The sequence below is a fragment of the Acidovorax sp. DW039 genome, from assembly GCF_037101375.1.
Lineage (GTDB): Bacteria > Pseudomonadota > Gammaproteobacteria > Burkholderiales > Burkholderiaceae_C > Acidovorax.
In genome coordinates, this window is record NZ_AP029019.1 from 4,324,087 (window position 1) to 4,337,807 (window position 13,721).

Here is a 13,721-nt window from a genome sequence, read left to right on the forward strand (position 1 = left end):
TCCGCTTAGAACTGCAGACCAGCTTCGCGAGCTGCATCGGCCAATGCCTTGACGCGACCGTGGTAAGCAAAGCCTGCGCGATCAAATGCAACCTTCTCGACACCTGCTGCCTTCGCCTTTTCAGCGATGCGCTTGCCGATCAGCTGGGCTGCAGCGGCGTTGCCGCCCTTGCCAGCACCACCCAAGGACTTGCGCACATCGGCTTCCGCTGTGGAAGCACTTGCAAGCACCTTGCTGCCGTCGCCGGAGATCACACTGGCGTAGATATGGAGGTTCGTACGGTTCACGGTCAAACGTGCCACGCCTTGCTGGGCAATGCGGATACGCGTTTGACGTGCACGACGAAGACGCTGCTCTTTCTTTGTCAACATGTTGCAGCTCCTTATTTCTTCTTGGTCTCTTTGATCGTGATCTTCTCATCCGCATAGCGGATGCCCTTGCCCTTGTAAGGCTCGGGAGGACGAACAGCACGAATCTCAGCAGCAATTTGACCCACGCGCTGACGGTCTGCACCCTTGACGATCACTTCAGTGGGCGTAGGGGTTGCGACGGTGATGCCAGCAGGCATTTCAAAGTTGACGGGGTGAGAGTAACCCACGGCCAGGTTCAGCTTGGAACCGGAGGCAGTGGCCTTGTAACCCACGCCGACCAGGCTCAGCTTCTTCTCGAAGCCCTTGCTCACGCCAACAACCATGTTGTTAACCAGCTGACGCAGGGTACCGCTCATGGCGTTGGCTTCACGCGAGTCGTTCACGGGTTCGAAGCTCAGCTTGCCATCGTTGCTGGACACCTTCACCAGCGCATGCTGGGCCAGAGACAATGTGCCACCAGAGCCCTTGACAGAGATCTGGTCGGCTTTGACGGACACATCCACGCCTGCGGGGATGGTCACGGGCATTTTTCCTACTCGGGACATTTCAGTTTCTCCTCAAATGCCGCGGTTAGGCCACGTAGCACAGCACTTCGCCACCAACACCGGTTGCGCGCGCCTTGCGGTCGGTCATCACGCCCTTTGGAGTTGTGACAATTGCCACACCCAGGCCGTTCATGACTTGTGGAATGGAATCACGGCCTTTGTACACACGCAGACCAGGGCGGCTGACGCGCTCAATGCGCTCAATCACTGGACGTCCTGCGTAGTACTTCAGGGCGATTTCGAGTTCGGACTTGCCAGCTTCAGTCTTGACCTGGAAGCCGTCGATATAACCCTCGTCCTTCAGCACTTGGGCAATGGCCACCTTCACTTTGGAAGAAGGCACTTGAACCGTAGCCTTGGACACCATCTGTGCATTACGGATGCGGGTCAGCAAGTCAGCGATGGGATCACTCATGCTCATGTTTAATCTCTCCTGCCTGCTTACCAGCTGGCCTTGGTGACACCAGGGATGTCGCCGTTGAAAGCCAGTTCACGGATCTTGGCGCGAGCCAGACCGAATTGACGGAACGTGCCACGTGGGCGACCGGTGATTTCGCAACGGTTGCGCTGACGCGTGGGGTTCGCGTTGCGAGGCAGCTTTTGCAGCGCCAGACGGGCCGCATCACGCTCTTCGTCGGTGCGCTTGGCGTCACCAGCGATGGCCTTCAGTTCTGCATACTTTGCAGCGTACTTGGCCACCAGTTTTTCGCGCTTCAGTTCGCGCTGGATCAATGCTACTTTAGCCATGCGCCACCTCAGTTCTTGAAGGGGAAACGGAAGCCAGCCAGAAGAGCCTTGGCTTCTTCGTCGGTCTTGGCAGTCGTTGTGATGCTGATGTTCAAACCACGCAGAGCATCCACCTTGTCGTATTCGATTTCGGGGAAGATGATCTGTTCTTTGACACCGATGTTGTAGTTGCCACGGCCGTCAAATGCACGACCGGAGATACCACGGAAGTCACGCACGCGGGGCAGTGCGATCGTCACGAAGCGATCCAGGAATTCATACATCTGAACGCCACGCAGGGTCACCATGCAGCCAATGGCTTGGCCTTCACGGATCTTGAACCCGGCGATAGCCTTCTTGGCCTTGGTCACCACAGGCTTTTGACCAGCAATCTTGGTCAGGTCAGCCACGGCGTTGTCCATCACCTTCTTGTCCGAAACTGCCTCGCTCACACCCATGTTCAGTGTGATCTTGGTCAGGCGAGGGACTTCCATGGGCGATGTGTAACCGAACTGCTTGGTCAGCTCGGGTGCGATCTTGTCGCGGTAGATTTCTTGCAGTCGTGCCATGTTTACCCCTTAGGCCGCCTTGATTTCAGCGCCGCTGGACTTGAACACGCGAACGCGCGAACCATCAGCCTGCACCTTGATACCCACGCGATCAGCCTTGCCGGTAGCCGCATTGAAGATGGCCACGTTGGACTGATGGATTGGCATAGCCTTTTCAACGATGCCGCCAGTCGTACCCTTCATGGGGTTTGGCTTGGCGTGCTTCTTGACCAGGTTGATGCCCTCGATGACCAGATAGGAGTCATCCTTGCGCAGCGTCACAGTGCCGCGCTTGCCCTTATCGCGCCCTGTCAGCACGATGACTTCGTCGCCTTTGCGAATCTTGTTCATGGCGCGTCCTCAGAGAACTTCAGGAGCCAGAGACACGATCTTCATAAAGCGCTCGGTACGCAGTTCACGCGTCACGGGGCCGAAGATGCGGGTGCCAATAGGCTCCAGCTTGGAGTTGAGCAACACTGCTGCGTTGCCATCGAATTTGACGAGCGAACCGTCGCCACGGCGGATACCCTTTGCCGTACGCACCACCACAGCGCTGTACACCTCGCCTTTTTTGACGCGGCCACGGGGGGCGGCTTCTTTAACGCTCACCTTGATGATGTCGCCAACGCTTGCATAACGGCGCTTGGAACCACCCAGCACCTTAATGCAAAGGACGGACTTAGCGCCGGTGTTGTCGGCAACCTCTAACCGAGATTCTGTCTGGATCATTTCAATATTCCCAACTTGCACCAGAAGACAACAGCCCCAGAGAACTTCTCAAGGGCTGCAAATCAGCCAGTCAGTCTTGGGCCCGTCGTCCGCACCGCAAACCATTTGCAGCACTTCCCGCTGGGCAGAAACTTCACGCTTTGAACGCGAAGCCTTTGATTATTGCAAATCCAACAAGGCGCGTCAAGCGCCTATCACACTTTTGGATGCAGATACTGTTGTGCCAGTGCCAAGAAAGCGGGCAGTTGGGGGTCTGCGCCCAGCTCTTCCTGCAGCAATGCAGCCACCGCAGGGGCCAAAGCCAGAGCCTGGCGTGCATCCAGGAACAGCAGGCGGCTGCGGCGCGCCAGAACGTCTTCCACCGTACGGGCGTATTCGTACCGGGCAGCGAACCGCACCATGGCCTCCGTCAGGCCGCCGCCAAGTTCGTGCGTTGCGCCGGGCAGACTGGTCACCACAGCCGCTTCGCAGCCATAGGAGTGCATACCGGGGGCATCGCTGATGCTGTGGCGCACCGCTTCGACCGGTGTGCCCACGACAGGCAGGGCGTTGGTCGCGCCTGCCGGTTTGGCCGGAAGCACCCCGGCATCAAAGCACTTCTGGAGCACATCTTCCGCCATGGCACGGTAGGTGGTCCACTTGCCCCCGGTCACGGTGATCAAGCCGCTGCGGCTGGCGAGCACCGTGTGTTCGCGGCTCAGGCTCTTGGTGTTATCGCCATCGTCGTCCTGCGGCTTGACCAAAGGGCGCAAACCGACCCATATGCTGCGAATGTCTTCCTCTTTGGGCGCGCGGGTGAGATAGCGGGCAGACTCACTCAATATGAAGGCCACCTCTTCCTTGAAAGGAAGAGGCTCGCGCACCACATCCTGGCGCGGGCTGTCCGTGGTGCCCAGAATAAGCTTGCCGAGCCACGGCACCGCAAAAAGTACGCGGCCATCGGCCGTCTTGGGCACCATCAGGGCATGGTCAGACGGCAAAAAGTCGCGGTCCACCACGATGTGCACCCCCTGGCTGGGCGCTACGATGGGTTTGACGGGTTTGCCAATGGCCTCGCCGTCCATTTGCCGCAAGCCGTCCACCCACACCCCTGTGGCATTGACGACACAGCGGGCTTTGACGGCAAACGTGCGACCCGTTTCGGTGTCTTCACATTCAAATCCAGCCACCTTGCCGTTTTCGTGGATCAAGGCCTTGGCTGGGCAGTAGTTCACCAGCAGCGCGCCTCGGCTGGCTGCAGTGCGCGCCAGCGCCAGAGCCAGACGCGCATCATCAAACTGGCCGTCCCAATATTTGACGCCCCCCTTGAGCCCTTCCTGCCGCGCTGTGGGCAGGCACTCCAGGGTGCGGTCACGCCCCAGAAACTTGGTAGCCCCCAGGCCAGCCTTGCCAGCAAGAGCGTCGTACATCATCAGGCCCATGCCATAAAACGGCATTTCCCAGAACCGGTACGAGGGCATGACAAACGCCAGAGGCTGTGCCAGATGGGGGGCATTGCTGAGCAGCGTGGTGCGCTCGTGCAGCGCCTCGCGCACCAGGGAAATATTGCCTTGCGCAAGATAACGCACGCCGCCGTGCACCAGCTTGGTGGCGCGGGAGGACGTGCCCTTCGCAAAGTCGTGCGAATCCACCAGCACCACACTGAACCCGCGGGCCGCGGCGTCCAGAGCCACCCCCAGCCCGGTCGCGCCGCCGCCGATCACGGCGAGGTCATACAAATGCGGCTGGGCCAGACGATCCAGAAGTTCAGAACGCCGGGTGGGTAAAGGTGCAGAAACGTTGGTCATGGGAGCTGATTGTCCATGGGGCGCGGCCCATTAATACGGGTAAACCCTTAATTTTCTCCGACACCGGCTGGCGATGCCACGGACGGGGCTTTTGATGGCATGCCGCGTTTGCAGCAAAAGACCCCGGCCTTCTCCAATCTCAAAGGCTGGCGGCCAGGAAACCAATCCCTGGGCCACCAGCCGTTGGCAGACCCAAGGGGTGCAACCCCATCGGATCTACCGTGCAGGTGTCAGCGCACCTTGCCATCCTTCCAAGCTTGCAGCAGCTTGTTGTAGTCGATGGTTTCACCCTTTGGCTTCTCGTTGGCCAGCTTGGCCCATGGCGCTTGCTTGTCGCTCAGCCACTTCGAGGGATCGCTCTTGGGGTTGAGCTTGGGCGCGCACTTGGCCATGCCAGCGCGCTCCAGGCGGGCCATCACCTGGTCCATTTCGTCGGCCAGGGTGTCCATGGCGCCTTGGGGCGTCTTTTCACCCGTCACCGCCTGGGCTACGTTCTTCCACCACAGCTGGGCCAGCTTGGGGTAGTCAGGCACGTTGGTACCAGTGGGCGACCAGGCCACGCGGGCGGGGCTGCGGTAGAACTCCACCAGACCACCGAGCTTGGGCGCTGCATCGGTCATGGCCTTGCTCTGGATATCCGATTCGCGGATAGGCGTCAGGCCAGTCAATGTCTTCTTGAGCGAAGTGGTCTTGGCCGTCACGAACTGTGCATACAGCCAGGCGGCAGCCGTCTTGTTGGCGTCGTGGTCCTTGAAGAAGGTCCAGCTGCCCACGTCCTGGTAGCCGTTTTGCATGCCTTGCTTCCAGTAGGGGCCATTGGGGCCAGGGGCCATGCGCCACTTGGGTGTGCCGTCGGCATTCACCACAGGCAGGCCAGGCTTGGTCATGTCAGCGGTGAACGCGGTGTACCAGAAGATCTGCTGGGCGATCTGGCCTTGCGCGGGCACGGGGCCGGCTTCGCCGAAGGTCATACCCATGGCTTCCTTGGGCGCGTACTTCTTCATCCAGTCCACGTACTTGGTCAGGGCGTAGACGGCGGCAGGCGAGTTGGTGGCGCCGCCACGGGCCACGCTGGCGCCCACAGGGGTGCACTTGTCGTCAGCCACGCGGATACCCCACTCATCGATGGGCAGGCCGTTGGGCGTACCGATATCAGCAGAACCGGCCATGGACAGCCATGCGTCGGTGAAGCGCCAGCCCAGCGATGGGTCCTTCTTGCCGTAGTCCATGTGGCCATAGATGGGCTTGCCGTCGATTTGCTTGACGTCGTTGGTGAAGAACTCGGCGATGTCTTCGTAGGCGGACCAGTTCAGTGGCACGCCCAGGTCGTAGCCGTATTTGGCCTTGAACTTGTCCTTCAGGTCCTTGCGCTCGAACAGGTCGGCGCGGAACCAGTACAGGTTGGCGAACTGCTGGTCGGGCAGCTGGTACAGCTTGCCATCGGGCGCCGTGGTGAACTTGGTGCCGATGTAGTCCTTCAGGTCGATGCCGGGGTTGGTCCATTCCTTGCCCGCGCCGCTCATGTAGTCGGTCAGGTTCAGGATCTTGCCGTAGCGGTAGTGGGTGCCGATCAGGTCGGAGTCGGAAATCCAGCCGTCATAGATGGACTTGCCGGACTGCATGGAGGTCTGCAGCTTCTCGACCACGTCGCCTTCCTGGATCAGGTCGTGCTTGACGGTGATGCCGGTAATTTCGGAGAACGCCTTGGCCAGGGTCTTGGATTCGTACTCGTGGGTGGTGATGGTCTCGGACACCACGGAGATTTCCTTCACGCCCTTGGCCTGCAGCTTCTTGGCGGCTTCGATGAACCACTTCATCTCGGCCATCTGCTGGTCTTTGCTCAGCGTGGATGGCTGAAACTCACTGTCGATCCACTTCTTGGCCTCTGCCTCGCCGGCCCAGGCTGCGTGCCCCAGGACCAGGGTTGCGGCGGCGAACGCAATCGCCTTGAACTGCACCTTCATTGCTGTCTCCTCAGATGGAACCCCCTTGGGTAGAACGACACCGGTCCGGGGGGAGTCAGACCGGCACTTGAATGTTCAAAACTTCGCTCTCAAAACCATAGCTGCCTGCGCTTTATTGGCTGCGTCTGCAAGTCATTCAGCCGCAGAACATTTGCAAGATCAGCGCAAGCAGCTCACTTTTTCATAGCAGCCTCACCCCTTGCGCATGATCAGCGCCAGCAGGGCCATGGACACCACAAAGCTGATCCACACCGAGGGCTCGCTCTCCAGGCTGAACCACTGGACCATGCGCCCGCTCATGCCCACAAAAATCAGGTTCACATAGGCGGCTGTGAGCAGACCGATGAAGAGACGGTCTCCCCGCGTGGTGGCGATGGGCAGGAAGCCTTTGCGCATCACGGTGGGCGACTTGATTTCCCACACCGTCATGCCGATGAGCATGAGCACGATGCAGGTGAAGAACACGGCCACGGGCGTGGTCCAGGCCATCCAGTCAAACATTTGAAGCATTCCTTTCCATTAGCGTGGCGTCAGATACCGCCATAGCCCGTCTGCACGAGCGCGACCCAAGCCAGGGACGCCTAGCAAGGGCCGCCCCGCAGCGAGGGCGTCGTCCCCCTGGAGGGGGAAGGCGCCGCAGGCGACTCAGGGGGAGCATCACACTCTGCCCATCGCAAAGCCTTTTGCGATGTAGTGGCGCACAAACCAGATCACGATCGCGCCGGGCACGATGGTCAGCACCCCGGCGGCGGCCAGCGTGGCCCAGTCCATGCCGCTGGCACTCACCGTGCGCGTCATCGTGGCGACGATGGGCTTGGCGTTCACGCTGGTCAGCGTGCGGGCCAGGAGCAACTCCACCCAACTGAACATGAAGCAGAAGAACGCGGCCACCCCCACGCCCGCCTTGATGAGCGGCAGGAAGATGGTGAGGAAGAAGCGCGGAAAGCTGTAGCCGTCGATGTACGCCGTCTCGTCAATCTCACGCGGGATGCCGCTCATGAAGCCTTCCAGAATCCATACCGCCAGTGGCACGCTGAACAGCAAGTGCGCCAGCGCCACGGCAATGTGTGTGTCCATGAGCCCCACGGTGGTGTAGAGCTGGAAGAACGGCAGCAGGAACACGGCAGGCGGCGTCATGCGGTTGGTCAGCAGCCAGAAGAACACATGTTTGTCACCCAGAAAGCTGTAGCGCGAGAACGCATAGGCCGCAGGCAGTGCCACGGTGAGCGTAATCACCATGTTGATGCTCACGTAGATCAGGCTGTTGATGTAACCCGAGTACCAGCTCGCATCGGTGAAGATGGTCTTGTAGTTGGCCCAGGTGAAGTGCTGCGGGAAGAACGTGAAGGTCGAGAGGATCTCCTCGTTCGTCTTGAAGCTCATGTTCACCATCCAGTAGATGGGCAACACGGCAAACAGCAGGTACGCGAACAGGAACAGCGTCCGCTTCTGGAAGCGCTTTTCATTCATGGCCAGCCCCTTCGTCGCTGACGGTGCCCACGCGCTGCATCCAGTTGTAGAGGATGAAGCACAGCAGCAGGATGATGAAGAAATAGATCAGCGAGAACGCCGCCGCAGGCCCTAGGTCAAACTGGCCCACGGCCTTGGTCGTGAGGTATTGGCTCAGGAACGTAGTGGCGTTGCCCGGCCCGCCGCCCGTCAGCACGAAGGGCTCGGTGTAGATCATGAAGCTGTCCATGAAGCGCAGCAGCACGGCAATCATCAGCACGCCACGCATCTTGGGCAGCTGGATGTAGCGGAACACCGCCAGCTTGCTGGCACCGTCAATGCGGGCGGCCTGGTAGTACGCATCCGGAATGGACCGCAGCCCGGCAAACGCCAGCAGCGCCACCAGCGGCGTCCAATGCCACACGTCCATCAGCAGCACCGTGAGCCACGCCTGCGTGGCGTTGCCGGTGTAGCTGTAATCAATGCCCATCTCCTGCAGCAGGCGACCCATCAGGCCGATGTCGGCACGGCCATAGATCTGCCAGATGGTGCCCACCACGTTCCACGGAATCAGCAGCGACAGCGCCACCACCACCAGCACGGCGGACGACTTCCAGCCTTGCGCAGGCATGGACAGCGCCAGCAGGATGCCCAGCGGAATCTCCACCGCCAGCACCGCCAGCGAGAAGGTGATCTGCCGCAAGAGCGCAGCGTGCAGCTCCTCGTCGCGCATGATCTGCACGAACCACTCGGTGCCCACAAACACGCGGCGCTCGGGGCTGATGATGTCCTGCACCGAGTAGTTCACCACCGTCATCAGCGGCAGGATGGCTGAGAAGGCCACGCACAGGATGACGGGAAGGATCAGGAACCAGGCTTTCTGGTTGACGGGTTTGGTCGTTGTACTCATGCCAACAACTCCTCGTTTTGGTAGAAGCAGGTGTGCTCACCCAGCACCTGCAGCCAGACGTTGTTGCCCACCGCGGGCAAGGCCACTTCGGGGGCCACGCGGGCCTTGAGGGTGTGATCACCCACCTGGGCGGTGAGCATCTGGTAGGTGCCAATGTCCTGCACCTGCGCTACGCGGCACTGCAATGCGCCTGCGGCCTCCGCCGCAACCAGCGCCAGGTATTCAGGCCGCACCCCCACTTGCAAAGAGCCTGCGGGCAGGCTGCGGGCGGGCAATGCCATGCGCTGGCCCGCCACCTGCAGCGCAGTGCCTTCCACCACGGCGGGCAAAAAGTTCATGCCGGGTGAACCGATGAAGTGGCCCACAAAGGTGTGCGCGGGCTTTTCAAACAGCGCATCGGGCGTGCCCAGCTGCATCACGCGGCCACGACTCATCACCACCACCTTGTCGGCGAAGGTCAGCGCTTCCACCTGGTCGTGCGTCACGTAAATCAGCGTGAGCTTGAGCTCGTGGTGAATCTGCTTGAGCTTGCGGCGCAGCTGCCACTTGAGGTGCGGATCGATCACGGTGAGCGGCTCGTCAAACAGCACCGCTGCCACGTCCGAGCGCACCAGGCCACGGCCCAGCGAGATCTTCTGCTTCTGGTCGGCCGACAGGCCCGCCGCACGCATGTCGAGCTGGTGGCTCATCTCCAGCATTTCGGCAATCTGGCCCACGCGCTGCTTGATCTGCGCCTCGGGCACCTTGCGGTTCTTGAGCGGGAAGGCCAGGTTCTCGGCTACCGTCATGGTGTCGTAGATCACCGGGAACTGGAACACCTGGGCAATGTTGCGGTCCTGCGGCGTGGCGCGCGTCACATCGCGGCCATCGAACAGCACCTTGCCGTGCGAAGGCACCAGCAGGCCCGACATGATGTTGAGCATGGTGGTCTTGCCGCAGCCCGAGGGGCCGAGCAGCGCGTAGGCACCACCGTCTTCAAAGTCCATCTTGAGCGGCAGCAGCGCGTAGTCGCTGTCCTGCTGCGGGTTGGGCCGGTAGGAATGGGCCAGATCCAGCTGGATATGTGCCATGGTTCAGCGTCCTCCCGCGCGCTGGGGGGCCAGCACCAGAGCCTCGTCCGCACCGAACACATAGGCCTGGGCCGGGTTCAGGTGCAGGCGAACCTGTGCGCCCAGTTCAAAGTAATGCACACCGGTGAGCTGGGCCACCAGTTCGCCCCAAGGCGTGTCCACATGCACAAAGGTGTCGGAGCCCGAAATCTCGGCCAGCTCCACCACGCCCTGCACTTCCACATCGCCCGGGCGGGCCTGCACCCGCAGCGCACTGGCGCGCACGCCCACGGTGAGCGAGGCGCTGGCCGTGGGGGGCAAAGGCAGTGGCAGCACCGTGCCGTCGCTCAGCCGCACGCCGCCGTCCTGCCGGGTAGCGGTCATCAGATTCATCGGCGGGTCGCTGAAGGCGCGTGCCACGCTCAGCGAATTGGGCGCGTGGAACACCTCGGCCGTGGGGCCGTATTGCAGCAGGCGGCCTTCATCCATCACAGCGGTGTAGCCACCCAGCAGCAGGGCCTCGCCCGGCTCGGTGGTGGCATACACCACGGTGGATTGCCCGGCGGCAAACAGCTGGGTCAGCTCTTCGCGCAGTTCCTCGCGCAGCTTGTAGTCCAGGTTCACCAGGGGTTCGTCCAGCAGCATCAGCGGCGCGCCCTTGGCCAGCGCACGGGCCAGTGCCACGCGCTGCTGCTGGCCGCCCGACAGCTCGGCGGGCAGGCGGTCCAGAAACATCTCGATGTGCAGGCGGCTGGCCAGCTCGCGCACACGGGCGTCGATGTTTTTCTCGCCGCGCAGCTTCAGGGGCGAGGCGATGTTGTCAAACACCTTCATCGAAGGGTAGTTGATGAACTGCTGGTACACCATGGCCACATTGCGGTCGCGCACGGGGGTGCCCGTCACGTCCTTGCCATCCACCAGCACGCGCCCGTGGGTGGGCACGTCCAGCCCCGCCATGATGCGCATCAGGCTCGTCTTGCCCGCCTGGGTTGCGCCCAACAACACCGTCACGGCATTGCTTTGCAGCGCCAGGCTCATGTCATACAGCCAGGTTTGCGCCCCGACTTTCTTGCTGATGCTGTCCAACGCCAGCTGCATGAAGCATCCTCTTCCGGCCCTGGGGCCTGTGTGAAAGGGCTGCGCACAGAGGTGGCAGCCCATAACTTTCGAACTTTTTCATTTTTGTTCCTTTTTGTTCGATTCGAATCAAGGTTTACCCTTAAACAATTCGTTTTTGTTCGATTTACAGTCCTTATCGCACCATCGGCGCGTCAAAGCGAATATTTCAGATTCGTTACGATTCGGTGACAAACCTCGTGCAGAACACCCCACCGTGAACACCAATCCCCGCCAACTCCAACTGCTTGAAGAAGTGCGCACGCGCAAGTCCGCCACGGTGGAACAGCTCGCCGAGACCTTGGGCGTCACCTTGCAGACCGTGCGCCGCGATGTGCAGCGTCTGGCGGAGTCCGGCCTGCTCACCCGCTTTCATGGGGGCGTGCGCGTGCCCAGCTCTACGGTGGAGAACCTGGGCCACACCCAGCGCGAAACGCTGCACGCCGAAGGCAAGGCGCGCATTGCCCGGGCCGTTGCGGCCGAGGTCCCGCACAACTGCTCGCTCATCCTGAACATCGGCACCACCACCGAAGCCATTGCCAAGGCGCTGCTGCACCACCGGGGCCTGCGCGTCATCACCAACAACCTGAACGTGGCCGCCATCCTCAGCAGCAACCCCGAGTGCGAAGTCATCGTGGCCGGGGGCGTGGTGCGTGGGCGCGACCGGGGCATCGTGGGCGAGGCGGCGGTGGACTTCATCCGCCAGTTCAAGGTGGACATCGCTCTCATCGGCATCTCGGGCATCGAGCCCGATGGATCGCTGCGCGACTTTGACTACCGCGAGGTGAAGGTGGCGCAAACCATCATCGAACAGGCCCGTGAGGTCTGGCTGGCCGCGGACCACAGCAAGTTCAACCGCCCGGCCATGGTGCAATTGGCAACACTCAATCAGATCGGGCGGCTGTTCACGGATGCGCCGCCGCCTGAGCCCTTCCCTGCCCTGTTGCAAGATGCTGGCGTCATCTGCACCGTAGCCGCCTGACCCTCTGGATTCTTTGACCATGACCTACCTGCTCGCACTCGACCAAGGCACCTCCAGCTCCCGCAGCATCGTCTTTGACGAACGCGGCCACATCGTGGCGCAGGCGCAGCTGGAACTGCCGCAGATCTACCCCCAGCCCGGCTGGGTGGAGCATGACCCGCTGGAAATCTGGCGAACCCAACTGGCCACCGCGCGCGATGCGCTGGCCAAGGCGGGCATTGCCGCCAATGCTGTACGCGCCGTGGGCATCACCAACCAGCGCGAAACCACGGTGCTGTGGAACCGCGAGACCGGCCAGCCCGTGCACCACGCCATCGTGTGGCAAGACCGCCGCGCCGAGCCCGCCTGCGCCCAGCTGCGCGAACAGGGCCACGCCGCCACCATCCAGGCCAAAACAGGCCTGCTGGTAGACGCCTACTTCTCCGGCACCAAGCTGCAATGGATGCTGGACAACGTGCCCGGTGCCCGCGAAGCAGCCGAGCGCGGCGAGCTGGCCTTTGGCACGGTGGACAGCTGGCTGATGTGGAAGCTGACCCACGGCCAGGTGCATGTGACGGACGTGAGCAATGCCGCACGCACCATGCTGTTCAATGTGCACACCAATCAGTGGGACGACGAACTGCTGGCGCTGCTGCGCATCCCCAAGGCACTGCTGCCTGAGGTGCTGCCGTCAGCCGCCCACTTTGGGGACACAGCCGCCGACCTGCTGGGCCATTCCATCCGCATCGGTGGCGTGGCGGGCGACCAGCAAAGCGCACTGTTCGGCCAGGCCTGCTTCACGGCGGGCATGGCCAAGAACACCTATGGCACGGGTTGCTTCATGCTGATGCACACGGGCAACACCTTCCAGACCAGCCAGAACGGCCTGCTCACCACCAGCGCGGCACAAGCATCGACCCAACCCGAATTCGCCATGGAAGGCAGCGTGTTTGTGGGCGGCGCGGTGGTGCAGTGGCTGCGCGATGGCCTGCGCGCCATCACCAACAGCAGCGAGGTCGAGTCGCTGGCGCAAAGCGTGCCCGACTCGGGTGGAGTGATGATGGTGCCCGCCTTCACCGGCCTGGGCGCCCCCTACTGGAAACCCGACGCACGCGGCACCATCACCGGCCTGACACGCGGCACCACCATTGCCCACATTGCCCGCGCGGCACTCGAAAGCATTGCCTACCAAAGCGCAGCCCTGCTGCAAGCCATGAGTCGCGACGCCGTGGCCGCCGGTGGCGCCCCGGTGAGCGAACTGCGCGTGGACGGCGGTGCCTGCGTGAACGATTTGCTGATGCAGTTCCAGGCCGACCTGCTGGGCATCCCGGTGGTGCGCCCCGCCGTGATCGAAACCACCGCCCTGGGCGCGGCCTATCTGGCGGGCCTGTCGAGCGGCGTGTACGCCAGCACCAGCGAACTCTCCCACCTGTGGCGCGCCGACCGGCGCTTTGTGCCCACCCTCAGCAACGGCCGCGCGCAGGAACTGATGGCGAACTGGGAACACGCGGTGAGACAAACCACGGCAAGCTGAGCGTGGGCGAGGCGGGAAGCGCGTAGCAGTAG

16 protein-coding genes are annotated in these 13,721 nt (G+C 61.9%); 2 read left to right on the plus strand and 14 right to left on the minus strand.

Going from position 1 to position 13,721, the window contains the following annotated elements; genetic code table 11:
• Positions 1-5 precede the first annotated feature (5 nt).
• From rplR to AACH87_RS19475, 14 genes are all read right to left on the minus strand, one after another.
• Positions 6-371 (minus strand): 50S ribosomal protein L18, encoded by a 366-nt coding sequence (gene rplR / locus AACH87_RS19410; protein WP_338796193.1) that lies wholly within the window; start codon positions 369-371, stop codon positions 6-8.
• A gap of 11 nt (positions 372-382) precedes the next feature.
• The gene (gene rplF, locus AACH87_RS19415; RefSeq protein WP_338796194.1) at positions 383-916 is read right to left on the minus strand and encodes a 50S ribosomal protein L6; all 534 of its coding nucleotides are present in this window, start codon (positions 914-916) and stop codon (positions 383-385) included.
• Between the two features lie 25 nt (positions 917-941).
• Positions 942-1,337: a 30S ribosomal protein S8 gene (rpsH, locus tag AACH87_RS19420; RefSeq protein ID WP_044399270.1), complete on the minus strand. Its 396-nt coding sequence runs from the start codon at positions 1,335-1,337 to the stop codon at positions 942-944.
• Positions 1,338-1,357: 20 nt separating this feature from the next.
• On the minus strand, positions 1,358-1,663 hold the full coding sequence (gene rpsN, locus AACH87_RS19425; RefSeq protein WP_338796195.1) for a 30S ribosomal protein S14: 306 nt from the start codon (positions 1,661-1,663) through the stop codon (positions 1,358-1,360).
• Positions 1,664-1,671: 8 nt separating this feature from the next.
• On the minus strand, positions 1,672-2,211 hold the full coding sequence (gene rplE / locus AACH87_RS19430; protein ID WP_338796196.1) for a 50S ribosomal protein L5: 540 nt from the start codon (positions 2,209-2,211) through the stop codon (positions 1,672-1,674).
• 9 nt (positions 2,212-2,220) lie between these two features.
• Complete coding sequence (gene rplX / locus AACH87_RS19435; RefSeq protein ID WP_338796197.1) at positions 2,221-2,541, minus strand: 50S ribosomal protein L24; 321 nt, start codon at positions 2,539-2,541, stop codon at positions 2,221-2,223.
• Between the two features lie 9 nt (positions 2,542-2,550).
• Positions 2,551-2,919 carry a 50S ribosomal protein L14 gene (rplN, locus tag AACH87_RS19440; RefSeq protein ID WP_338796198.1) on the minus strand — a complete coding sequence of 123 codons (369 nt, stop codon included), beginning with the start codon at positions 2,917-2,919 and terminating at the stop codon, positions 2,551-2,553.
• Positions 2,920-3,113: 194 nt separating this feature from the next.
• Positions 3,114-4,706, minus strand: a complete 1,593-nt coding sequence (locus AACH87_RS19445; protein ID WP_338796199.1) for a glycerol-3-phosphate dehydrogenase/oxidase — start codon at positions 4,704-4,706, stop codon at positions 3,114-3,116.
• A gap of 230 nt (positions 4,707-4,936) precedes the next feature.
• Positions 4,937-6,670 carry an ABC transporter substrate-binding protein gene (locus tag AACH87_RS19450; protein WP_338796200.1) on the minus strand — a complete coding sequence of 578 codons (1,734 nt, stop codon included), beginning with the start codon at positions 6,668-6,670 and terminating at the stop codon, positions 4,937-4,939.
• 192 nt (positions 6,671-6,862) lie between these two features.
• A complete protein-coding gene (locus AACH87_RS19455) occupies positions 6,863-7,171 on the minus strand; it encodes a DUF2160 domain-containing protein (RefSeq protein WP_338796201.1) in 309 nt (102 codons plus the stop codon).
• Positions 7,172-7,327: 156 nt separating this feature from the next.
• The gene (locus AACH87_RS19460) at positions 7,328-8,140 is read right to left on the minus strand and encodes a carbohydrate ABC transporter permease (protein ID WP_338796202.1); all 813 of its coding nucleotides are present in this window, start codon (positions 8,138-8,140) and stop codon (positions 7,328-7,330) included.
• Positions 8,133-9,029 carry a sugar ABC transporter permease gene (locus tag AACH87_RS19465; RefSeq protein WP_338796203.1) on the minus strand — a complete coding sequence of 299 codons (897 nt, stop codon included), beginning with the start codon at positions 9,027-9,029 and terminating at the stop codon, positions 8,133-8,135. Before AACH87_RS19465 ends, AACH87_RS19460 begins: the two co-directional genes overlap by 8 nt.
• Complete coding sequence (locus tag AACH87_RS19470; protein WP_338796205.1) at positions 9,026-10,099, minus strand: ABC transporter ATP-binding protein; 1,074 nt, start codon at positions 10,097-10,099, stop codon at positions 9,026-9,028. Before AACH87_RS19470 ends, AACH87_RS19465 begins: the two co-directional genes overlap by 4 nt.
• Before the next feature lie 3 nt (positions 10,100-10,102).
• On the minus strand, positions 10,103-11,176 hold the full coding sequence (locus AACH87_RS19475; protein WP_338796206.1) for an ABC transporter ATP-binding protein: 1,074 nt from the start codon (positions 11,174-11,176) through the stop codon (positions 10,103-10,105).
• Between the two features lie 235 nt (positions 11,177-11,411).
• Here AACH87_RS19475 and AACH87_RS19480 point away from each other — a divergent pair, with 235 nt between their 5' ends.
• Both AACH87_RS19480 and glpK read left to right on the plus strand, forming a co-directional pair.
• Positions 11,412-12,176 (plus strand): DeoR/GlpR family DNA-binding transcription regulator, encoded by a 765-nt coding sequence (locus AACH87_RS19480; RefSeq protein WP_338796207.1) that lies wholly within the window; start codon positions 11,412-11,414, stop codon positions 12,174-12,176.
• Between the two features lie 19 nt (positions 12,177-12,195).
• The gene (glpK, locus tag AACH87_RS19485; protein ID WP_338796208.1) at positions 12,196-13,689 is read left to right on the plus strand and encodes a glycerol kinase GlpK; all 1,494 of its coding nucleotides are present in this window, start codon (positions 12,196-12,198) and stop codon (positions 13,687-13,689) included.
• The last annotated feature ends 32 nt before the right edge of the window (positions 13,690-13,721 follow it).